Annotated in this window: 12 protein-coding genes and 2 pseudogenes; 5 read left to right on the top strand and 9 right to left on the bottom strand. The window is 60.1% G+C overall.

Features of this window, described 5'->3' with window-relative positions:
- Window positions 1–8 precede the first annotated feature (8 nt).
- The 3 genes from istA (ACVIIW_RS16630) to nopM form a co-directional block, all read right to left on the bottom strand.
- The gene (istA, locus tag ACVIIW_RS16630) at window positions 9–1541 is read right to left on the bottom strand and encodes an IS21 family transposase (protein ID WP_456705175.1); all 1533 of its coding nucleotides are present in this window, start codon (window positions 1539–1541) and stop codon (window positions 9–11) included.
- 795 nt (window positions 1542–2336) lie between these two features.
- Entirely contained in the window at window positions 2337–4250 is a 1914-nt protein-coding gene (locus tag ACVIIW_RS16625; protein WP_456701705.1) for a hypothetical protein, read from the bottom strand.
- 1558 nt (window positions 4251–5808) lie between these two features.
- Window positions 5809–7554 carry a T3SS effector NEL-type E3 ubiquitin ligase NopM gene (gene nopM / locus ACVIIW_RS16620; protein WP_456701704.1) on the bottom strand — a complete coding sequence of 582 codons (1746 nt, stop codon included), beginning with the start codon at window positions 7552–7554 and terminating at the stop codon, window positions 5809–5811.
- Between the two features lie 662 nt (window positions 7555–8216).
- Between nopM and ACVIIW_RS16615 the strand changes: the two genes are divergently transcribed.
- Complete coding sequence (locus tag ACVIIW_RS16615; protein WP_456701703.1) at window positions 8217–10043, top strand: NEL-type E3 ubiquitin ligase domain-containing protein; 1827 nt, start codon at window positions 8217–8219, stop codon at window positions 10041–10043.
- Between the two features lie 397 nt (window positions 10044–10440).
- Here ACVIIW_RS16615 and ACVIIW_RS16610 read toward each other — a convergent pair whose 3' ends face one another.
- The 3 genes from ACVIIW_RS16610 to ACVIIW_RS16600 all read right to left on the bottom strand — a co-directional run bounded on the left by ACVIIW_RS16610 (window position 10441) and on the right by ACVIIW_RS16600 (window position 12729).
- Window positions 10441–10608 (bottom strand): hypothetical protein, encoded by a 168-nt coding sequence (locus tag ACVIIW_RS16610; protein ID WP_456701702.1) that lies wholly within the window; start codon window positions 10606–10608, stop codon window positions 10441–10443.
- A 934-nt stretch (window positions 10609–11542) separates the two neighbouring features.
- On the bottom strand, window positions 11543–11989 hold the full coding sequence (locus tag ACVIIW_RS16605) for a bifunctional DNA primase/polymerase (RefSeq protein WP_456701701.1): 447 nt from the start codon (window positions 11987–11989) through the stop codon (window positions 11543–11545).
- 272 nt (window positions 11990–12261) lie between these two features.
- Window positions 12262–12729: a hypothetical protein gene (locus ACVIIW_RS16600; protein ID WP_456701700.1), complete on the bottom strand. Its 468-nt coding sequence runs from the start codon at window positions 12727–12729 to the stop codon at window positions 12262–12264.
- Window positions 12730–13310: 581 nt separating this feature from the next.
- Here ACVIIW_RS16600 and ACVIIW_RS16595 point away from each other — a divergent pair.
- Together ACVIIW_RS16595 and ACVIIW_RS16590 are read left to right on the top strand one after the other, a co-directional pair.
- Complete coding sequence (locus tag ACVIIW_RS16595; RefSeq protein ID WP_456701699.1) at window positions 13311–14777, top strand: Eco57I restriction-modification methylase domain-containing protein; 1467 nt, start codon at window positions 13311–13313, stop codon at window positions 14775–14777.
- The gene (locus tag ACVIIW_RS16590) at window positions 14761–15690 is read left to right on the top strand and encodes a hypothetical protein (protein ID WP_456701698.1); all 930 of its coding nucleotides are present in this window, start codon (window positions 14761–14763) and stop codon (window positions 15688–15690) included. The genes ACVIIW_RS16595 and ACVIIW_RS16590 overlap by 17 nt, the downstream gene beginning before the upstream one ends.
- A 243-nt stretch (window positions 15691–15933) precedes the next feature.
- On the opposite strand, the pseudogene ACVIIW_RS16585 reads toward ACVIIW_RS16590, so the two are convergent.
- From ACVIIW_RS16585 to istA (ACVIIW_RS16575), 3 genes and pseudogenes are all read right to left on the bottom strand, one after another.
- Window positions 15934–16107, bottom strand: a pseudogene (locus tag ACVIIW_RS16585) (IS3 family transposase); the annotation flags it as partial.
- A gap of 383 nt (window positions 16108–16490) precedes the next feature.
- Window positions 16491–17351, bottom strand: coding sequence for an IS21-like element helper ATPase IstB (gene istB, locus ACVIIW_RS16580; protein ID WP_456701697.1), 861 nt, complete (start codon window positions 17349–17351; stop codon window positions 16491–16493).
- Window positions 17351–18657 (bottom strand): annotated as a pseudogene (gene istA / locus ACVIIW_RS16575) (IS21 family transposase). Before istA (ACVIIW_RS16575) ends, istB begins: the two are co-directional and overlap by 1 nt.
- Before the next feature lie 136 nt (window positions 18658–18793).
- Here istA (ACVIIW_RS16575) and ACVIIW_RS16570 point away from each other — a divergent pair.
- Both ACVIIW_RS16570 and ACVIIW_RS16565 read left to right on the top strand, forming a co-directional pair.
- Complete coding sequence (locus ACVIIW_RS16570) at window positions 18794–20329, top strand: DDE-type integrase/transposase/recombinase (protein ID WP_456701696.1); 1536 nt, start codon at window positions 18794–18796, stop codon at window positions 20327–20329.
- A 2159-nt stretch (window positions 20330–22488) separates the two neighbouring features.
- Window positions 22489–23112 (top strand): J domain-containing protein, encoded by a 624-nt coding sequence (locus ACVIIW_RS16565; protein WP_456701695.1) that lies wholly within the window; start codon window positions 22489–22491, stop codon window positions 23110–23112.
- Window positions 23113–23739 lie beyond the last annotated feature (627 nt).

Genomic DNA, 23739 nt, shown 5'->3' with positions numbered 1-23739 from the left:
ACGGTCTCCTAGTTGTAGTAGCGCGGTCCGCGGATGTTGGCATGCAGGATCGGCGCATCGTCCGCGGAGCGCTGGTGAGCGGGACGCCGATCGAGATTGTTGGCGAGGATCGACTTGACCGAGCCATAGGTGCGCGCGCCGATGTCGATCGCCCGCGCAGCCGCCGCGTCCAGCCGTTCGCGCCCATAGGAGGCGGCGAGCCTGAGGATGCCGAGGCAGGCGCGGAAGCCTTGTTCGGGGTGCGAGCGCTCGTCGAGAATGAGGTCGCACAATGCGCTGGTTGCCGGCCCGATCGCGGCGGCGTCCTGACGGATACGCCCGATAGTCCAGCCGGCGTAGCGCCGATGGCTGGAGGCCATGTGCTCCGGCACGGTGGTGTGCTTGTGATTGCCACTCATGCGCTGATGCGCGGTAATCCGCTCGCCCTTGTGGAAGATCTCGACGGTGCGGGCGGTGAACCGCACCTCGACCTCGGCACGCGCGAAGCGATGCGGAACGCTGTAATAATGCTTCTCCACCTCGACGTGGTAGTCGAGGCTGACGCGGCGGATCCGCCACTCGGCGAGCACGTAGGGGCTCGCCGGCAACGGCTTGAGCGCCGGCCGGTCGATCTCCTCGAGCAGCCGGCGGCGCGTCACGCCGAGCCGCCGGATCGGCCGCTCCTCGTTGAGCCTGGTGAGCAACTCGCCGATCGCTGCGTTGACCTCGGAGAGGCTGTAGAAGACGCGGTGGCGCAGGCGGCCGAGCAGCCAGCGCTCGATGATGAGGACGGCCTGCTCGACCTTGGCCTTGTCGCGCGGCTTGCGAGGTCGCGCCGGCAAGACGGCCGTGCCGTAATGCGCGGCCATCTCCGCATAGGTGCGATTGATCTGCGGGTCGTAGAGGCTCGCCTTGATGACTGCGACTTTGGTGTTGTCAGGCACCAAGAGCGCCGGGACGCCGCCGATCACCGCGAAGGCGCCAACATGGGCGCTGATCCAGTCGGCGAGCCCCTGGGTCCACGTCGCCTGCGCGTAGGTGAAGCTCGAGGCGCCGAGCACGGCGACGAAGATCTGCGCCGTCCTCCGCTCGCCGGTGAGGCGGTCGACCACCACCGGCACGCCGTCGCCCGCGTAGTCGACGAACAGCTTGTCGCCGGCCGCGTGCGCCTGGCGCATCGTCACCGACAGGCGTCCCTCCCAGGCGCGGTAAAGCTCGCAGAAGCGCGAGTACCGGTATCCGCCGGGCTCGGCGCCGATGTACTCCTCCCACAGGATCGACAGCGTCACGTGCTTGCGCTTGAGTTCGCGGTGCACCGCCGCCCAGTCGGGCTCGGCGATGCGGCGATGACCCTGCCGGTTACCGTTGCCGGTCTTGGCGAACAGGCGGGCCTCCAAGGCCGCGTCCGTGAGTTCGTCGGGCAACGGCCAGCTCAGGCCTGCGGCCTCGAACCGCCGGATAGTCAGCCGCACTGTTGAGGGCGCCGCGCCCATCCGCCGAGCAATCTCGCGGCTCGGCAGCCCAGCCGCCTTCATCCTGATCACATCGCGCACACGGCGCATCGCAAGCCTCTCCGTCGGCATCCAGGGTCCCCCTTCGCAAAGCCGAAAGGTTGACCCTATGGGAGCCAGAAGAGGTCTCGTCACCCGGGCGACATCATCCCGGAATGGTGGGCGACATCATCTCGGAACGGGTGGGCGACTTCAAATCGGAATGGTGGGCGAGATCATCTCGGAATCCTGGGCGACATCGATCGGAATCCGCAAAAAGGGCACATCGATTTAGGCGATAGGCTGTTCGCAGGGATAATTGGGGGAATCCTGGAGACAGGCGTGCTCGCTCCTCCTTGTGCGGTATCAGCAAACGTGATGGTACCAGCTGACGTGAGTACCGGCCATTCAAGTGCGGTATTTTGATAATTTTTATGAGAAGGCTTGGGCGCCGACTTAAATCATGGCGCAGCGAGCGGGCCGACGCGCTCCTGTTTCAGCACCACGAACACGGCACGGCGAGCCAATGATAAAGCGGCACCATGAGGCAAACGCCGCGTGCGTGGGACCGATCGTCATGCAACTAGACGCCTGCCGGATGTTGACTCGCCCGATGCGGATCTTGCAGGGCAGCTTACCCTGTACCCAAACTTCCGTTTTGAATGGGTTGTTTGACTCGATCGGGTCCGCGCCGCGCTCGCTTGAGGCGACTTCGTCGGAATCCGCACTGAGCCAACATCGCGCTCGAAATCAGGCGTGTATTCCCGCCCCAACTCTGCGATCTGCATAAATTGGGTGCATGGCCGGTCAAGCGACGCGCGAAGAACGCCTCGGGCGAGCCGCCGGCGGAGCATTTGGAATACTTGTTCACCGAGGTTGTTCGGGATAGACGCGAACGCGCTGGCGCCCTTCGCTTTCCACCAACTCGCCCCTATAAGGCACTCCGCGGATCTGGAAATAGGTCGGCCGCCCGGGCTGCGGCATGATGCGCTCGCCTTCCAAAACGCGTACGAGGTAAGGCGGCAAGAACCGCTCCCTATGCTCCCAGCCGCCCCGGATAAGATGGCCAAGATCGACAACACCTTCCACGGTTTGCCTTGCGCTTGCGATTGGCGGTGGACGATGCTGCGGCCGGGATGACCCGGCCTCGTTCATCCCACCGGCGCGCGGGTGATGAACCAGGCGGACATCCCTGCGACCGCCTGGTCCAAAGGTCGCCGAATAGCGCTCTCCATTGATCGCAAATTGAGTTGGCCCGAACTGATTTGGCAGCAAATTGATATTGCCCAAGACATCGATCAACACGTCTGAAGCCGGCTGGGAGCCGTGGCGCCAGTTGGTGCCCACGATCGCTCCAATGTCCCGCAATTCCGGAGCCGCTCCCGGCCATCCTGCGAACGACGAGGCGGGTGCAAATTCAGGTGCTGGCGCAGAGCGCGCATCGTCACGCAAGTCGTGGGCTGTAGGTGGATCCAGATCAACGAAGGAGCCGAGACCGCCGTAGATGTTCGACGATTGGGGCCGAACTGACGACGACGATGCGGGCTCTTGCATCTGCTGCCCAAGCCAGGCCCATGCGCCTTGGCTTGGGGTGGCTGGAGTCGCAGGAAGTTCGACTGGCAGATCAGCGTGGGCGGCCCAGGGCGGCGCTGGAAGCGGTGACACAGGACCATGGATTTGCTCGCCGAGCCAATCCCAGGATCCCGCGCTCGGCGTGGCCGGCGTTGCGGGAAGCTGCTGGGACGAGCCGGCCTGCCATCCGCTTTGCGGCGCCGGCATCGATGAACCAGATCCATGCATTTGCTCTCCAAGCCATTCCCAAGCTCCCGCGCTCGGCGTGGCGGGCGTTGCGGGAAGCTCCCGTGGCGAGCGGGCCTGCCGAGCAGCTTCCGCAGCAGGATGACCCGGATCCTGAGGAGGCGGCAATCCAAGTGCCCTGTTCGCCTCAAGGATTTGCTGGTAACGGCCGAGCCTGACCAGATCAGCGCTAATCTTGCTGTCCTCCGTTTGGCGCTTGTACGCCTCCACATCCTGGGCGAGACCAGGAGTGGACAGCCGACCGGCGATCGGCGGCCTGTCATTGGTCTGCAGCCACTCACTCAGCCTGAACATGCGGCGGGTTTGCCTGTCGATCGTCTTTGGGTCGATCCTGTGTGTCGCCTTTTCCGCAGCCGCCCACATGCCGATGAGGGTTGCGTCGTCAGCATGAGGAGCCAGCCGGCGGACATCCGCCGCCAGGGTGTTTCCGGCGCCGACTTCACGAAGCTTCTTCAGGGCCGCCTTGATGCGCCTGCCGCGGTCCTTTGCGTAGGTGTCCACGTCCTCATCGAGCTCAGCTTCAAGCTGGTGGTTTTCCACATCGGGATTTTCCAGCTGCGCGTTTTCCAATTCCCGGCGAATTCGATCGGCGATCGAGGGCCTGCCGGCGTCGCTCAGTCGCGCGCTCAAATGGCGCAAATCGGCTGCCGCATTCTTGATGGTCCCGTCGCTGAGATTACCCGCCGCCTTGTTTCTGAAATCTTCAATAAGCTCCTTGTCCTCGGCAGAGACCCCGCGCGTCCGGCCCGGCTGCCTTGCATAATCAATTCGCACATTCGTCGAAAAGACGTCAGATTGGCCAGCGTCGCGCGATAATTTTTCGTTCCCACTTCCGCCGAGGACGTTGCCGATTCCCGACTTGAAGCGTGACCATAACCCGCGACTTTTTTCGCTCTTGGCCGAGGCGGCAGACACTGCGTCCGGAAAGCTGTAGCGTGAGCTGCTGAACAGATCGTCTCGCAATCTAGACTGCGGTTGTGCCGAAGTTGGAAGCTGACAGTTGGGAATGTCTACGCTCCGACGCGTACCGCCTAGCGCACTCTCCCTAAAAGCGGAGTGCGGCGGCACCCGCATCGAACCGCCGAAGTCGCCCCGCCGGACTGCTCGACCACCTGCTGCGGGGGACCGATTAGGCGAAGTTGAGTTCCCTTCATCAGACCGATGGAGTTTCAGATCCTGCAGCCGCCCTTCAAAGTCACCCTGCACGCTTGGGCTGCCTGCTCGCTGGCCAGCCCGCCCCTGAAGGGCGGCGTACTCGCGCATCCAGGCTCCTGAATCGAAGAATGGGTCGACCGGATCCATCCTGCTCTCCTCATGTTTGCATAGACCCCTGCAGCAATCGTACGGCGTGGATTACGGCCCAATAGCAGCTCGTTCTGCAAGCGTCAGATTCTCGATTGTTATAGCCGCAACCTTTCGAACAGCTGACGAGATCAGGATATTGCTGCACGCAAAGGCGTCGCATCCGAAGCCGCCTGACGAAGGATGGAGTCCATCCAGTTTTGCCGCACCTCTTCGCCAGCCCTCGGCTTGAGCCGACGAAATTGACGACCGATCTGACAATGGGTCGCCTGAGCGGGTACCAGTCTCGAGTCGATCATAGGTGACGAGATCTTGTCGCCCTTGGCATTAACTTTGGCAGTGAGCCTGCTGCAGGCGCGCATTGATGATTCGCAAGGTCTTTGCTTGACGCAACTGGGAGCGCTCTCGTGCCTTGGTGTTCCACGTTTTCTTGACTGACGTCCTGAGAGACCGAATTGTCTTCGCTGGTGTTCCATAGGTCCTGCTTCGAAAGGGAGGTTCAGCCCCAGTGGCCGGCGAGCGCCCATTAGAACGACCTGAAAATGTTCTTCGAGAAGATGTGCAGGCCGTCCTGACTCACAGCAACAACGCCGAGCGCCTCTTGTGATCAGAAAGGTTCACAGTTTGCTCAGCGCGCAGTTCGCTTACGGGCATGCCAAGCCCACTCGGCAATGAACATCCGGCACACTTCAATTCGCTCACTTCGATGGGGCTCAATCTTTGACTGAGGGGCCCAAGGCTTCTTGTGCAGTCTTGGGACCAACCCGCGCGAGCGCACGCACGACATCACCTGCACGACGGCTTGGCGGTCGTAAGCTGCCAGCGCAGTGCATGCTTGAACTCCACAGCTTGCTTGCCAAAATGGAGCTCGCGGGAAGCACGCGTCAAATAGACCTGGCGAACAGCTAGCTTCCTCGTCAAACCGAGCTGGCGGCTGCGGTAGCGCCCGTAACTAATGATTCGCCGCTACTTGCCTTGCTCTCCTCGACAACTTTTTGACCGACGAAGTTTTCGTCCCAAAGGTTTTCGACCGCACGCAGCTATGCCGTTGCCTCGCGCGCAGGACCTTTTATCGCTCGACAAGACAGAAAGGCCTCGATCGACGGCAGCCGCTTTCGAAGGTGCAAAAGCACCTTTGAGAGCGATCGGCTAGCTTCACGATCGATCTTTTTGTACCGCCGCAGAGCAATGATAAATTTCTCTGCGGCGGTACGGAGCCTCATAGCTCGAGGCCACGCTCTGCGAGCACACGGTGCATGACCTCGCCTTTGATCTCACCAGCGATCTCGTTTCGGACTTGGGCTCCGAGCACCCGCTCGGCATCTGGATCGCCTAGAAGATCATGCTCGGCCAGTCGCTGATCCAAGCGGGTTTGAAACACTTCGCCCATGGCTTCGAGCACTCGGTCTCCCATCGCTGCATGTTCGTCCGGAGCGATGCGCTCCAGCACCGTCTCCCAGGGTTGCCAGCTGCTGGCCATGTAGTCGGTGAACTCGCTTGCCTCCCGTTCCCGGACCAGGTCAAGCGCCTCCGTCGCATCGCCCTCGCTGACGTGAGAGACCTCCAGGAAGCGCATGTCAGGGGCGAGATGACTGAGCTCGAGCGGCTCGCGCAGCCGATGTTGATAGGCCAGGTAGACTTCGATCTCGTCTACGTTCGGGTTGCCGCTGGTGAGCGAGTCGATCCTGGCGCGCGCGATCTCGTCCAAAGCCTCCAAGCGGAAGGCGACGCGGCCGCGCTGGATCAGATCACGAAGCCGATCGTCATAGACCCCGTCCTTGACCTCGGCGTTGATGCGGGCGGTCTGCATACCATTCCAGTGCAGGGTGACGCGATCCTCGCAGCTCGTGTTCGCCTCGGAAGCCTGCCCAAAGAACTGCTCGCGCAATGTCGAATTGGCGGCCGCTTGCCGCAGATTGTCAGCCACTGCCTGCCGAAACTGGTCATTGCCGTAGTTCACAGTGCCTCGTAGCCGATCTAGGAACTGGGCATAGTCCTGGGCGCCCGGCTCATCGGCAAAGTTCTGCCATTCGGCCAGCGCGGCCGGGTCGTCTGTGAGCCAGTGTGCGGCAGCCTCATGCAGGGATTGCTGCGCAAGCTGCGGAGGCCCTTCAGCCGCCGCAAGATGAGCGAGGACGTGGTCAGGCAGCGCGTTATCGGCGAGCTCGAAGCTCTCAAGATGCGGGTAGTAGAGGCTATTATTCGGCACAAGAGCATCTAAAAGACCTTCGGGCAGGCTGGTTAGCCGGTTACCGCTGACATTGAGTGATTGGAGCGTGCTCGGAAGTGGGTCGGGCAGGTTGGTCAATTGATTGCCGCTGACATTGATTTCAATGAGCCACGAAGGGAGGGAGTCGGGCAGCTCGGTCAGCTGATTGCTACTGACCGCAAGCGATGTGAGCCCGCTCGGAAGAGCGTCCGGCAGGCTAGTGAGCCGGTTGTCGTTCGCGTTCAGGATCTGGAGCCCGGCCGGAAGGTTTGCAGGCAGACTGGTCAAGGCGTTGTCAGCAACCTCCAGCTCAGAGAGGGTCGCCGGAAGATTGTCCGGCAAACTGGTCAAGCGATTATGGCTAATGAGAAGATGCTGGAGACCGGGTGGGAACATGGCGGGCAGGCTGCTTAGCTCGTTGTGTCTGGCGCGCAGTTCCCGCAGCCTGGGCGGAAGGGCGGCGGGTAGAGCGGTCAGCGTAAGCGAGGACAAATCCAGCGAGCGCGAGCCTGTATTATCCGAATTCCTGATTCGCCTGCGCCCCTGTCGCCTATTCTCGGCTTCGCCCTGCCCTTCTTCGGCAACCCAATTGTCCAGGATCTGTGCGCGCGCGCAGGCTGGGGTCCGATACCCTGTCAAGGATTCGACCAAATTCGCGACGGCACGATTGAAGCCGCCGAGGTAGCTTTCCTGCTCCACCTCTTCAAATGCGTCCCGGGAGGAAGCCCCGCTCCGCTGTGCGTGTCCTGTGTCCATCAATCTCTCCATCGTCAGAGCTAAAGTACACCTCCGCTTCCCGAGGCCGCGAAGCAGCTAAGTCGGCAGAGCAAATGATGATTCGAAGGCCTGTGTGCGTGGGCCGCGACTGCCGTCCAGCATCTCTTCGACAAAGGCCGATACGAGCCCAACCTGGGCAATAGATCGATACTGCTGCCCGCGGTCTGCCATCTCGTCCGGCCAGATAAGTCCGGAGAACCGTCAACGCTGGCAAGCCTCCGCCCTTAGCAGGCCCACCTGTCGGTCAGCTGACGGTGTCGCTGCAAAGACCCAGATTGTTGGGCTCGCCACCAACGGCGAATACCAGCACGGCAGCGATTGTCTTGGCACGAGAGAGGACCGAGGCAGACGTTGGACAGCGTGCGCTCTTGCTTCGCAGGCAATTGGCGAAAGGCACCGCCGCCCGGCGCGGTCGTTATACTTGAGCCACTACTGCGTGCTTGTGCGCAGAAACGTGTCAGCGGAAAATATCTTACGGTCGGGGATTGGCCGATCAAATCATGCGCTCAGGGTCATGCCAGCTTCGTGCCATCGGTGCCACTTGCGGTGATGGTCTGTCAGCTTATCGAAAGCTAACTGTCTTAGGTCCTAGAGCATGTCACCACGGGCTTGTGTCTACTCAGTTTCGTAAGGAGGGTGAGATGGATCCTTTTGAGGCAGGACAGATTCAGCGCGGCGGTGGCATTCTTTCTGCATCTTCCGGACAGGAGGGTGGGGAAAACGGAGCGGCGGCGGCGCAGTGGAGCGCCCTCGCGACAGTCCGCGCAGAAAGCTCCGGAGATTCTGCCCAGGCTGAGGATGAAGGCGAGTTGCTTGAGAATTGGGCTGCTGAACCGGAGGTAGGCCCGCTCGAGGATCGGGAAGAAGCAGTGCGCCGAGTGAATACTCTCGGTGAGACCAGTACACTGGATCTTGGATCGCTGTGCCTTACCAGCCTGCCAAGACTTCCGAGCGCTATCGTTGCGCTTGATGTGCCCTTCAACCGGTTGACCACTCTGCCCGATAGCCTCCCTGCTTCGCTCCGGCGTCTGGACGTTAGGGGCAATCAGCTGACAACCCTGCCCGAACTTCCGACCGAGCTCAGAGGGCTCGACGCGAGCTTCAACCGACTGAGGAGCTTGCCTGGAGTCCTACCTGCTGAGCTCGAGCTTCTCTACCTCGACCACAATCAGTTGCAGGAACTGCCCGAGCTGCTCCCCGCTTCGTTGGAATTTCTCCGCGCCAGCCACAATCAGTTGACGAATCTACCGGAGGACCTTCCAGCCACTCTCCAGTTTCTCGACGTCAGCGAAAATCAACTGACGCGCCTGCCGCGGCACCTCCCTATTTCGCTGGATTTGCTCGACGTCGGCCAAAACCAAATGACGAGCCTACCGGATGATCTGCTGACGCAATTTGCCGCCTCTGGCAGCATAGTTTTGACCGACAATCCTCTGCCCGAGCAGGTGCTCTCAAATCTGGATACTGCCTTACGCTCCGAGGGCTATGCCGGTCCGACCGTCTACCATTCGCGCAATGATGAAAGTGAATTGTCCGAGACAGACGATGAACAGGCCGATGCTCTCATTGAAACGGTCGCAAACTGGCTCCGGGGTAATCCACAGGAGGGTGACCGAGAGGTGCTGGCCGCTTGGCAGAGCGTTGCTGAAGAGCCGGGCGCCCGAGAGTACGCGCTCTTCATTGGCAACCTGTTCGACTCCGTGAACTCTGGCAACGAAGAATTCCGGCAGTCGCTGGCCAATGATCTGCGCCAGGTGGCGCAAAACCCGGAATTGCGTAAGCGCTACTTCCAATTAGCCCTGGACGCCAACGAGAGCTGCGAGGATCGCAGAACTTTGACCTGGAACGGCATGCAGACCGCACGCCTCATCGCAGACGTCGAGAACGGCGCTTATGACAAGAAGGCTCGGCTTCCCGATCTCGTCAATCTTGGCCGGGTCATGTTCCGCCTGGACGCGCTGGAGGGGATTGCGCGCGAGAAGGTTGCCTCGCTAAGCTCGGGCAACAACGTCGAAGACATCGACCCCATTGAGGTCTTTCTTGCTTATCAAAATAAGCTCCGCGAGCGGCTGGGGCTGCAACACGTCGCCCCGAACATGCGTTTCTTTGAGGTTTCGGGCGTCACCGACGCTGACGTTGATAGCGCAGAGACATCCGTGCGAAACAGGGAGGCGGCGGAATTCGCCGACTATTTGGCGGTGGACTGGAAACCTTGGGACGACGTCGTCAGTCACATCGCACCCCAAGACCACGCCGCGGCACACGATGAGCTTATGGCTTCAATGGAAACCGAGTTCAACAGCCGGCTGCAGCAACAGCTCGCCGCCCAAGGGTTGACCGAGGCTGAAGCTGACCTCGTTGACGATGCTAAGCGAGAGTTGGGTGCCGCAATTCGTAGGGAACTCGCCCGTGAGATCAAGGGCGCTCTAAGAGACAAAGTGCTCAATGAGCACGGCCTTATCCTATGAAGCGGCCTTTGCGTATTAGAGCAGCTTCCGGCCCGGTCACTCCTAGGTCGTCCTTACGCCGAATCGTTGTCTCAGCGCGCCGGTGTTTACCAGGCAGAGCTCTGATCGTCTCGGAGATTGTCAAGGCCACTCTTCAGTGAACGAAGCCATTCTCTCTTCTGGGCCGACGAGACTCTGGAGACCAAATCTGCAACCGAGAATGGTCACAAGAATTGGTAACGAAAGTTTGTCATGCGCGCAATGCGTTGGCCGGCTCCCGGGGCTTCCTCCCAGGTCAATGGCTAGATCGGCATTGTGATCGCGCTTCATCCGGGCGATGCGTTCATCTGACGGCTTTTGCTCCGCTTGATCTCGCATATCTGTACGAACTGCGGTCATCCATATATGCGTATGAGCCTCAAATACTCGTTTTTCGATGGATGGCGATGGGCGCGCCTTCGTCCTCGGCCGCCGCCGCCCATCGCGCGAGTGTCGATGTGTCCCGTCCGCTGACAAACGCGGGATCGTCGCGGCGCAGGAGTTCGAGCGTTGCAAGCTGATCGATGGCATCGCCGCCAGCGTCCATCTGGCGCACACGCGCGGCGACCGCCTCTAATTCGGCCGCGAGAGCTGACGCGCTGTTAGTCATCGCGCCGTTTCGGTCGAAGCTCTTTCAACGCTTCGTTGATCGCGCGCGCAATCAGAACGCGCACCTCGACCTGTGCGCATTTCGATCTCGCCAAGCGGCCCGACACGGAAACCAGGGGCTCGTGTCCGGCCGCAATTCGGACCTTGCGCGCATATTCGAGCTTGGTCGCATCGGAGTAGCTGATGTTCAGATCGCCCGCATCGATCAGGGCTGCCGCGTCACGCGACCATCAGGCATCCGCATCAACGCAGCCTGCAATTTCTTGCCGATGCTCATGCGCTCACCATGTTGGCCCGCATGGCCTACGCACGCTGGCGAGCGAGCCGCGCAACGGCTGTGCTGCATAAGATGTCGATTGGGTCGGCGACTGCAACGACGTTGCAGGCCTCATTCGCATCCTCGGTGGCCGGTCGAAAAGCGTCCGATAGGCGATGAGCGGTAGTCATCTCGCCAGCTCGGCGACGCCTGATTGCACGATAGAAGATGGAGCCCACGCCGATGCCAGTCGGCGGGCGTTTTTTCAGAGCTTCCCATTTGGTTTGGTGTCGTCGGCATCATAGTCGGGATATTTCTGCGACCACCTGCCGAACATCGCGAACCCAGCAGCAGAGCCGCTGGTCGCGGCATAGAGGGACGCTGGCGTCGTTCGGGATCACCATCAACGCCGCCTAGACCTAATCGAGGTCCAGATCGGCGCTGGCACACGCCACGGCCTGCTCGCTGTATGCTGCGAATGGATCGTTCGCTTCTGTATGCGCCTGCTCACCAGACGGCGCGCTCGATGACGAATTCCTTGTCCGTATTTCTGCGACGCCTTGTCGTGGTGGCGGTTTCGATCAGCCGAGCCGGCGCATTTGCGATGGGCTTATCTTCAGCTAGCGATACTCACCAACGCCGGCTTGACGCTGGGCGGCGCGGTCACCATGCCGCCGTCGCGCTTGATATCCACATCCGGCGCGAGCTTGCCGCTACGGCTCCAGACCTTGAAGTCGGCGCCGGGGCGGGCGAAGTAACGATGGATCGAACCGCTGGGGCTGACCGCTATCAATGTCTCGGGCCACGGTCCATGCTGGGCTTCGAGCGCAGCCATCGAGGCGAGACCATCAACGCCGTGACCTTGGACGGCGTCGGCTTCAACGACGAAGATGCCGGACACTGTGCCAGTGACGACAGCGACATCGGCCTCGGGCCATCTGCGGAAATCGCGGCCGATTTCCTCGGGGTCGGATGTCTTGCTCCATTGCCTACCGTTGCTGTGCTCAGCCGATTTGTAAGACTGTTTCGTCCCAGGTGGTGCGGGAAAAACCTCGAAGCCCATCGCGCATATTTGAGAGCAGCGGTCGCGCACGCGCTCATTGGTAGTCGCCTAACGTGCTGGGCGAGCCATTCGGCGAGATATTGGCGACGAGCGTTGCGATCAGTCGCGACTTCGCCTAGAGAAGACTTAGCAATCATTGCTTTCTAAAGGGCCTGTGGTTGTTTACGCGCAACATTTCGCCCCGCATTAGTGCCAGCCGCTGCGGGGGTTTTGTCTGGGCTGATGCAGTGAGTTAGAGGCACAGTCGATCCTGGCCGCTGCATTTCGAATGCTTAAGCTGCCGCCGGCCGCGCCTCACGGCCAACAGCACCCCGCCCGACTGCGAGAGCCCGCACCTGGGCGCCGATGTGCTGCGCGGCGCGGTCGCGCCTCATCATCACTTCCTGCGTCACGATGCCACCCTCCAACGTCGCATAGGGCTGCATCATCTCGGCGAACTCGATGCTGTCTGGCGCCGGCAGAAAGAGATCGATCCTATTCCGCGCGGCCTTGATGCGGACGGTGCGGATCAAATGCGAGACGTTCACGATATTGATCTCGTCCGCAACGTAACCCTGGTTTGCTCGCGACCGCGCAGCAGTTGCTGCGATCGCTTCCGGTGTCGCTTCGCGGGCGCCCCATGCGAGGTGAGCACGCGTGTCATCAGTCTCGCGAATGAGGTGAACGATCGCGAACAGCGCGTCGGTCGAGAGCTCCCCTTCGGCCGCGCCTACCACCGTGAGCAGAGTGTCGCTGAACACGCGCTCGCCAGCGTGGTGCTGAGCGTCATAGCGAGGGCATCGACCGGCAGATACCAAGAGGACGCAAATGCGTCACGGCGGCCGAAGGCAAGTGCGATCCGGCCGGGACGCGCATCGATTTGAGGGCCTCCTCGCCGATGTCGGTGACGAGCTGAATTTGGGCTAGCGTCAGGCGCTACATTGAGTTGTGTCCTACGTGCCAAAACGGTGTCGCGACCCGCCGCTAACAGCGGCGAGTTCGTGGTGGCCGGATTAGGTGGTGGGGGGGGGCCCAGCGGGCGATGCCGATGCCGCACGGCTACGTGACTGCCAAACAAAAAGCCGCCCGCTAAGGGCGGCTTTTTGCGGACACAATGTCCCCTGCGTTAGGCGCGATTAAAGATCCTGGAAATCCATCAAGTCAATCCTGTTATCCACAGATTTCTGCAAGCCGATGTCACTTGGCCACCCAAAAGTGGTCTAGTCGCCCCTCGCCAGGGGCAGCCACGCGGCAGATTGCACGCCCTACCCGGCCTCCTCCCTGTTCGGTCGCATTCGCGAATCACCTAAAGTCGGTTTCGTGGGTGCCGGAGGCGTAGCAGGTGAACGCGCAGCATAGAAAGATCTCGGGAGCATACTACACTCCCGAGGCAGTCGTCGCGACTTTGCTCAATTGGGCCGTTCGCGACCAGTCGGATCGGCTTCTTGACCCCTCTTGTGGTGACGGCCGATTTATTGCGGGTCACCGCAACTCAGTGGGCATCGAGCAGGACCCTGCTGCCATTGGCACCGCGATCTCGCGCGCGCCGTGGGCGCTGGTGCACGAGGGTGACCTATTCGCCTGGGCTGCTAACACCAGTGAGCGATTTGAGTGCGCGGCCGGTAATCCGCCTTTCATTCGGTACCAGACGTTTAAAGGCGCCGCTCGCGAACGAGCGCTTGAACTCTGCAAGCGTCTAGGCGCCAACTTCTCGGGGCTCACCTCCTCCTGGGCGCCCTTCTTAGTCGCAACGGCGAGCCTTCTCAAAGAGAATGGGAAAATGGCTTTCGTCGTCCCCGCCGAGATCGGACATGCTCCATACGCCGCGCCCTTGCTGGAATATCTAATCGGCAACTTCCGTCACGTTCACGTGGTCGCGGTAAAGGGCAAGCTCTTTCCGGATTTGTCGGAGGATTGTTGGCTGCTCTATGCAGACGGCTTCGGTGGGAGCACAGCCTCAATTCTGTTCTCGGCAGTCGAGCAGTTCAGGCCAAACAGCAGACCGCCTCGAAATGCGATCCGTGTATCTGTTTCCGAATGGCGCACCAAGTGGAACCGGCGGTTGCGGCCGTTCCTTGCCCACGCTGACGCAAGATCACTTTATGAGGAAATTGCGTTTGATCCTCGCTCGCGCCGTATGGGTGATGTCGCTTCGGTTGGTATTGGCTATGTGAGCGGTGCAAACGATTTCTTTCACCTGAGACCATCAGAGGCTGAGCGGCATCAAATTCCATCTGACCTCCTACATCCGTCGGTGCGGAACGGCCGCGCTTTGCCTGAAGGCACTTTGACGCGAGCCGTTGTGCGAAAGTGGGAGCAGCAAGATGAGCCGATGCTGCTGCTCCGGCTTTCAAAGGACCAGAAGCTCCCGACATCGGTTCGGCGCTACTTGGACACAGATGCGGGCCACGAAGCGCGGGAAGCATACAAATGCCGTGTCCGCGACCCGTGGTTCGCGGTACCGGATGTCCAGATCCCAGATTTCTTTCTCAGCTACATGTCGGGTCGTGCGGCCAGCCTCGTTCGCAATGCCGCCGGCTGCACCTGCACCAATTCTCTGCACGCCGTCCGGGTTCGAGACAAAGCGGCCATGGCCACCATTGTCGAAACTTGGAATACGCCGTTTACCCAGTTGAGTTGCGAATTCGAAGGTCACCCTCTCGGCGGAGGAATGCTAAAGTTGGAGCCGCGTGAAGCAGCCCAGATTGTGGTGTCAGCTCCCAATCAGGCAAAGTTATTATCCTCCGCAGTAATTGCCGAAGCGGTTGAGAGGATGCAGCGCTGGAGGCACTATGACGCCGTCCAGTGAGATGACTGATGCTGATGTTCGAGTGTGTCAGTGGAAGAACGAAGCCGAGGCGCTGACCCACTTCGCGACGTATTCTGGACCAACACAAAGCCAACAGCACATAAAGCCGCTGCATTGGTACGTGGCATGCCGCCTTGTACTTGAAGGAGGCTTCCGTCCAGAGGAAATAACCCCACGTCCTCCGTTCGTTGTACGTAAAAAACGTGACGAATTCCTTTTGGAGTACGATGCGAGCGCAGCTCAAGGCGGCGAAGCGACAATCCTGGGCGGCTTGAAAACCAAAAATGTCGATGTGGTCGTTGAAAAGAGTGGGATCGGGCCAGTGCTGGCCGTCTCCTGCAAGGGCATGACCGGCGCCTTTCGCAATCTCACGAACCGCATGGAGGAAACCATTGGTGAATGCACCAACCTCCACATCACTTACCCAGCCCTTGTCTTTGGCTATCTTTTCGTAATCCGCGCGAACAGATTGGAAGAGGAAGCAATTGCGAAGACCCTTCTGGAAGGTCTTCCGGCCGCGCGTCAACTTGCTGCGAATGACATCGCAATTCGGGTAGGTGGAGAACCAGTTGAGGGCATAATCCGCTTTCACGCCGCTCTGCGCGAACTGACCGGCCGTCGCGGCATTCGTGACGATGTAAGCCGATACGAAGCTGTTTCACTCGCGATGATTGACATGCTGCATGGAAACGTCGGCGGTCTTCTGCCGGAGTTTCCGCCAACAGGCAGCTCCCTCCGGATTGAAGAGTTCTTTAAGACCTTGTATCTGCGGTATGACGAGCGCTTTGTTTACAGCGCGCCAGCCCTTAAGGACATAACAAGCCGATTGGAGTGGTCCGCTTCGTCGCCCGCGCTGCAATCCCGTGGTGAGGCCGAGATCGGCTTTGAGACCCGTGTTGCAGGTGATACATGAAAGCTCTCATGATCTGCCAATGCGAGTGCAGGACTCAGCGGCAGTAACGTCACTGAGCAGCACAATGCAAACTGAATACTCGGTGCCATACAGGATGGCTATCATGGTCCGCTTCGGAACTAGCTAAGTATTTTGTTTAGGGTCTACTCGGAGAGCGTGGAGCCCAGAGTAGCATCGGAATGATGGCAGCGACCCAGGGAATGATCTTCCCCCGAAAAAGTGGACGGGATTAAGCAGCTTTAGCTCCATCTGGATCGGAGGGATATATCCGATGGCGGAATGGAGCCTGGTTCGATTGTAGAAACCCTCGATGAAGGCGAGGATATCATGCTGGGCCTCTGTGCGGGTCTGGTACTGGCGATGATGGACGCGCTCGGTCCTGAGAGTGTGGAAGAAGCTCTCCATCGGGGCATTGTCGGCATGCGCTACGATGATGAGCTTGATGTCGATTGGTCCGACTGTTCCTGAGGATGCGGGCATGGCTCTGTCTGTCACCTCGCCAGGCGATATTCTGTCAGCCTGTTGTCTCCCGGCTTAGCGACCTCACCCGCTTCGACCAGCTTAGCTAACAGCCGCGCGGCGACCGTGAGGTCTTTAATCACGCCTGCACCCGACGCTTGCGATCTACATTCAGCGTGTCGAGCACCATCGTTTTTTTAACAAACTGATCTCCCCGGCCTTCTCGCCCGTATCAGACGCAATGGCTTCAGCACGCTCCGTGAATACCGCGCAACGTCGCCTGTCAAACGCCTTCCGGAACTGCCCCCTTTGCGTCACGAAGAACTGCCCCCACCATCGGATTATGATCTCGGTTGAAGGTTGTTTCCGCCGGTGACGGGCCGGAGGGAGGCGGAGCCGACCGGAGGGCCGTCACCGGCGGTCGGCGTCTTGATGAGGCCGCTTTTGCGCTTGGCGCGAAGTCGGTAGCTGTCGCCGCGGATCGTCAGCACGTGGCTGTGATGCAGGAGCCGGTCAAGGATCGCGGTGGCGACCACGGGATCGGCGAACACCGTACCCCATTCGGCAACGCTGCGGTTCGACGTGATCAGCATCGCGCCAGTTTCGTATCGCCGGCTGACCAGTTGGAAGAACAGATGGGCCGCGTCAGGTTCAAGAGGCAAGTAGCCGAGTTCGTCGACGATGAGCAGCTTTGGCTTCGACAGCGCGAGAAGTTTCTCGTCCAGGCGTCGCTCGCCGTGCGCCTTGGCAAGGCCAGCGACCAGCGTCGTCGCCGTGGTGAACTGCACCGTGTATCCGGCCAGGATCGCCTCTCGCCCGAGCGCGATCGACAAGTGCGTCTTACCTACGCCTGGCGGCCCGAGCAGCAGCACGTTTTCTCCGTTGGCTATCCAACGTGATGCGGCAAGATCACGGATCTGCTTTGGATCGATTGACGGCTGCGCCTCGAAGTCGAAGCCAGCAAGCTCCTTCACCGCCGGGAAGTGTGCGAGCTTCAGCGCCATCTCTATGCGGCGATGGTCCTTGCGTGCGATCTCGCGCTCGCACAGCAGGATCAGCGTCTCACGCGCCGACAGGTTCGCGCGCGCCGCCTCGTCGAGCAGGGTGTCGAGCTGATCGCGGATACCGGAGAGCTGCAGTCGCGCCAGCATGGCATCGAGCGGATCGGCCGTTGCTTCCATTATCTTCTTTGCCCGTGCCATCAGAAGCTTCCTCCGACCACGGCTTCGTATTCGGCAAGAGGGCGCAACAACGAGGGGGGTGAGGACGGCGCCAGCACCGCCGCCGCGATCTCAGCCCGGCGGACCGCGCCATTGCGACCAGCAACACCATCGAGATGAGCGGTGTCGATGATCCGCAGCCGGCGTCCATCCGATTGCTTGTGGATCGCAACTTGGTGCAATCCATGGCGGATCCGCACTTCCCCGGCCGCGATCGTTACCGCCACGGGCTCGCCAATCAGGCGCCACGGCACTGAGTAGCTGTTCGTGTCGATCTCGACGGCGCAATCGTGCCCGACGACGCGGGTCAGTTCACGCAACGATCCGAACGACGGTTGCCCGCTAAGCGGCTTCAACCGATGTGCCTCGTCACGCGCAAAGCGAGCAATCGGCGCCTCCCCGGTCGTGCCGTGGATACGCACGTTCGCCACCTCACGCTCCCATCCGGCCAGATGCGCCTCGAATGCCTCCCAGCTCGCGAAGGAATGCCCCGCGATCGCGTTCTTCTTCACGTAACCGACGCCATTCTCCGTCTTGCCCTTCGTCCGCGCCCGATACGGCGCGCAGGCGCGAGGACGGAAGCCCCAATGCTTCGCGAACGCGATGAGCTTGTCGTTAAATTGGACCGACCGGCTCACGGCGTCGTGGCGCACGACAAGCGCCCGGGGATTATCCATCAGCACTTCCTCCGGCACACCGCTGAAGGTCGTGAATGTGCTCTCGAGCCGGCGAACCAATGCTCTTGCCTCTCGGCCCGGAACGCACGCACATGCAGCCGCCGCGAATGCCCAAGCGTTGCCACGAACACGAATGCCTTGACTCTCGCCCCTCCGATCTCGACCAGACGCTCGCCGAAGTCGATCTGCAGCTGCCGGCCTGGCGGCGTCTCGAACCGCGTCGTCGCCAACGCCTCCGCCTTCAGCGCCTGACGATAGGGCTGCACGGCGCGTTGCAGCGTCCGCCGGCTGACTGCCACGCCTTGCTCGGCCAACAAGTCCTGGCGCACCACGTCGGCATTGCCGCGATGCCGAATGAGCCTCTCGCGCAGCCAACCCTCAAGGCCGTCGAGACGCTTCGGCCGCTCAGGCGACTTGAACGGCTTCACCCCGCCCGCCGCCACGTAGTCCTTCACCGTGTGATGACTGCAGCCCAGCTGCCGCGCAATCCGCTTCAGACCCCACCCGCACGCCCTCAGGCGCAACATCTCCGCCACGTCATCCGGCGTCTTCATCACCTGCCCCCGTGGATCAATCCACGACGAGCTTTCCGCGATTCGTTCCTCTTTCATTCACTCTCTCCTCGGCTATCCAAGGAGGGGGCAATTCCTCATGACGCCGAGGGGCGCATTGCCTCACTAAAAATGTTACCGGACAACTTTCCTGTCGTGTCTGGGGCGGAGCTGCCGAATCAGTTCGGTGGCGGGTATGGCAGGGAAGATCAGCATGCGCGCAAAGCGCGAGATCACATCAGCGCTGGTGGAGCGTTATCGGGCGAGCGGACGGCTCGAGAAGGCACGGATCCTGGACGAGCTGTGTGCCCTTACGGGATGGCATCGTAAGCACGCGATCCGAGCACTGTCGGTGGACGGGGCATCGGGATCGGCCGTGCCGCGGCGACGGGGCCGCAGTTACGGAGCTTCCATTCGCGTTGCACTGATTGTGCTCTGGGACGCCTCTGACCGGCTCTGCAGTAAGCGGCTCGTCGCGATGATCCCGTTTTTGCTTCCGGCACTTGAACGGCACGGCAGATTGAAGCTTTCTGCCGATGAGAGGTCGAAGGTTTTGAAGGTGAGCGCGGCGACGATCGATCGCCTGCTGAGCGACGTAAAGATCGCAGCAGCCGGAGGGCGCCGACGGCGGGCGGGCTTTTCTAGTGCCGTACGGCGGCAAGTCCCGGTGCGTACATTCAATGACTGGGGATCACCTCCGCCGGGGTACTGCGAAGCGGATCTGGTTGCGCACGGCGGCATGTCCGTATCTGGCGCGTTCATTCAGACGCTAACAATGGTGGATATCGCAACGGGGTGGACCGAATGCTTTCCGCTCGTCGTGCGTGAAGCAGCTCTTGTGATCGAAGCTCTCGAGCGGGCGCAGAACCTATTTCCCTGGCCCATTCGGGGGCTAGATTTTGATAACGACAGCGCCTTCATGAACGACACGGTCGTGTCGTGGTGCCGTTCTCACGATGTCGAAGTCACTCGTTCCAGGGCCTACAAGAAGAACGATCAGGCATTCGTTGAACAAAAGAACGGAGCTATCGTTCGCCGCCTGGTGGGCTACGGGCGGTTTGAAGGCATTGATGCCGCTCGCTCATTAGCTCGCCTGTTTGCTGCGGCACGGCTGCACATCAATTTCTTCCAGCCCTCGTTTAAGCTGAAGGAGAAGCACCGCGAAGGTGCCAAGATGATCAAGCGCTATCTTCCTCCCGCTACGCCGTACGAAAGAGCATTGGTCCACCCGAGGCTCAATGAGGCATTCAAAGGTCGGCTGCGGGAGATTTACCGGACGCTTGATCCGGTGGCATTGCTGGCACAAATGCGGGACGCTCAGAATGAGCTGGGTAAGCGCGTCGATCAACGGGCTGGAAAGCCAGCGATGACTGTCGCGCAGGGGCATAGCGACTTAGCGGCCTTTGCCCGAGAGCTCGGCGACGGTTGGAAACAGGGTGAGCAGCGGGGCATTCATCGTCGTCGCTATGTGCGGCGCAAGCCTGTGCCACGTCGGCCATCGATGCTCGACCCCTACATTCCCATCATCGAGGAATGGCTCGCCGCGGCTCCGCACTTGTCCGCGGTCGATCTTCTCTCCCGGCTGGAAGCGCATGCGCCCGGTCGGTTCAGCGGCCATCAGCGGCGCACGGTGCAGCGATTGGTCAAGAATTGGCGATCAAAGGCCGCTCGACAGCTCATCAGCAGCACAGAGATCACACTATCGGGCCAAGCTTCGTGCCTTAGTATTTAAATCCTGACAGGTTCTTTCGCCGAAGCACCGCAAGCCGCTCGCTCGCTACGGCGCTCTGTAGGGCGCGCTTCGCGAGCAGCTTGCTCCGACTCGCGGCAGCCGATCCAGAAAAACACCAGGGTGCGCTTCGGTAACATTGTCATCTGAGGCAATATGAGGGGGCAGTTTTCCATGGCGCGCGACATCGCCGGGAGCTTGTCGGCCGGAACATCGGTCGACGGCGGCACTTCGGCCTCTTCCGTATCATCTACAGCCAGGTCTACGGCGGGCAAATCGTCAGCCAGAACGCTCTCGTCCCCATCCTCATCACCCCCGACCGCGTGAGACTGAAGCCTGTACCTGAAGTTGACCTTGGCGGGGTTGCCAATTCGATATTTCGAACCCGCCTTAATCGTACCGAGCCCTCGGCTGTCTTTTGCAATCCTCCGAGTTCAGGGGCAGCAGCACTGAGAGAGCAGCCGATGAACCCACCCGTTTCGTAATGCCGAAGGAGGAGATCGCGTTACGGCAGCATTTGCTTGTTAGGGACAAATTCAAATTCGAACGACGCTGCATGCGCTTTTTTCAACCGGCCGGGCTCGAAGGGTGGGCCACACCGAAATCGAATGATTTTGGCGTGGACGGTTTTGCCGTCCACTCGACGGACTGGGTATCGTGCAGTGCAAGCGAAACTCGACGGAAAACAAAGTGGATCGGATCGTCCAACAGTTCAACGGGCGTCGCTGAAGAACAAAGCGCGCACCGTCGCCTCACGACATCCGCTTTCAAGGAGAACGCCATACAGTCAGCCGCTCTGACAGACCGGATCGTGCAATTGCGATGGATGATCTGGTGGGCTGGCACGTGGAACAACCGTCATTCGATTTCGGGCTGCCTGAGGAAGAAACTTCAGCTTAGTCAGGACTGCCTCGGACTGAGATGGACGGGCGACAGACATATGCGGCGAGCCGGCACAGCGAGGACAAATTGGAGCAGCATCCTTACAACTGTCTTGAGGCAATACCGGATAACGCCTTGACGATTATCGTTAGTACAGCACCGCCACCCGTGTTTTTCCCGACCCGATATGAGCCTGCTCGCGAATGATACCTGCTTCTACCATGGATCGAAGAGTAACAGCATGTCGCGACTTCTCAGCGGTATTGCTGGTACTTGGTTGCTGGAGGACTCCGACGACGCGCAAAGGCTAACGAACTGGCATCATTTCCTTACGGTCACCGACTTCTGGATGTAGAACTTATTGCAACAATACAGACGAACAACGGGAACAGAAACGAGCGCAAGGGACGCCGACATAGAGGAATTCGACCTCACAGACTTTCGGGTCTATTTGAGGCTAAGCTGCGCATAAACAAAATCGCCTTCGTCCAGTTCCTGTATTTGTCCCAGAGCTCATTGAAAGTGCTATCGAGCTCGACAACGTACTGACTCAGCGAGGTCCTCTTTGAATCCAGAAATTTTGAACTTCGGTGCGGCATCGATTTTCCACCCAGGACGCTCATGTGCCCAAGCGGGTAAGATGCGAACCTCATGATCCGCTCGTATTCCTACTAAGGCATCTTATACCGTCGTAGTCCTCGGCGAAAACGCCTCCACGACAGCTACCGTTCGGCCGTCAATCCAATCCGGTTGTCGATCAGAGCCAGTATACACCCGTTCCAACAGAGCGAATGGTTTTCGGCTTTGATGAGTAGGCTGGTGAATAGAGGGGATTGGTCGGCTGCCCGCCGCCGCTGTGACTTCCGTTGATCCGTGAACGAGCAGTTTGCGAATGCCCCTCGCGAACAGTGCGCTTTCTGTTTCGCTGCGCAAGACGGAATCTTTTTCGAGCTTTTTAACAAGATTGAGAAGACGCCGCTCGCATTCGTCGTTGCGACGGATTACTGCACATTACCTTTGGGAGTATTTCCCCGGTCCCGTTCAAGACGTCCGTGTGCAGAATCCGACAGCAAATTGCGATTAGCTGAGCTGAATTCGCAAAGAGATGATGGTCCGAACCAAGCTCGCGAGGCCTGGCATATCGATTGCTAGGACGTGCCTGCTACACCAGGCGACTGACCAGACGCAAAGGCCGAGCCAGACCCAACTTGCCGTCCAAGTCAAGTCTCTAGCATAGAAGCGGCGCTGTTTAACTGCCGCTCCGCCAACGGAGCAAGGTTATGCTGATCGACACATCCGAAATCTTCGCCTCCATTCGCATCAACAAGCAGGGAGCGCAGGAACCGCAGACCGCGGCGCGATGCGAATGGCCTGGTTGCCAGAACAAGGCTACCCACCCCGCGCCTAAGGGCCGCGGCAATGCGCGCGACTATTGGCACTTCTGCATCGGGCATGTTCGCAAATACAATCAGTCCTATAATTTTTTCTCGGGGATGGACGCCGAAGCGGTCGAGCGCTACCGGAAGGATGCGCTGACTGGCCATCGTCCGACCTGGAAGATAGGCGAGAACATCAGCGCTCGCAGAACGACTGGCAGCACTGCCGCTTTCGAGGACGACTGGCATGCCCTCTGCACGCTCGCCGAGCTGAACGGACGTGCCGGGGCCCGCCCGCGCGCGAAGCCCAAGCCCGAGGCGCGCAAGATTTTGAATGCCGAGGGCAAAGCGTTGCAGGTGATGGGCCTTAATGCCAATGCGACGCTCGGCGATATCAAGGCGAAGTACAAGGTGCTGGTTAAGCAGCACCATCCCGATGTCAATGGCGGCGATCACTCCAGGGAAACTCGCCTGGTCGAGATAATCAAGGCCTACCAGTACCTGAAGACCGTGGTGCGCGAGAGTTAGCTCGAACATCTCTCTTTGCTTCACGGCGCTTCGGAAGTGAAGGCCGGAACCACCAGAGCGTTGCTCTGGCTAGGCTGGTAGTTTGACTTTCTTGGCCGACGCGCTTTCCGCCATACATGGTGACCATCAACATGATGGACGGTTCGTGTCGTTCCGGCAGCGATTGGGAAGATTGAGTCGCGACCACCGGCGGCGGTCCATCTTTGAAGCTTCAAGAGGACTTGCGCAGGATCGATCCCTCCGTTCTTCTAGGGGGAACACGAAAGTACAAACCTTTCCCCGATACCCGTTGGCTGTATGGAAAGGGTTAGCGCGCTGCGGCGACCCGTCCGGACCTATTCGCACCGTGCTGACGGGTCAACGATCAATCATGAGAGCCCATGCATCGCAGCGTCGAGGACCGGCTTCTGACGTAGTCCCCCGGACTGCGCCACTCACCTATCTCCTGCAGATCGCTGCGAGACAGGCAAGGCAGGTGAACTTGAGCGCTTCAACGTGCATGGCGTCGATCAAGCACTCGGCTATCGCAGGCTGCTAGAGGGGCTTCCCCTTTCGTGAGTAGGTGTCTGAACGGCTCCGATTTCCTAAAAACTGTCTTCCGACACGGCGCCTAGCGATGCCGGTGAG

The organism is Bradyrhizobium sp. USDA 4449, assembly GCF_054056275.1.
This window is presented reverse-complemented; position numbering and strand designations above follow the sequence as displayed.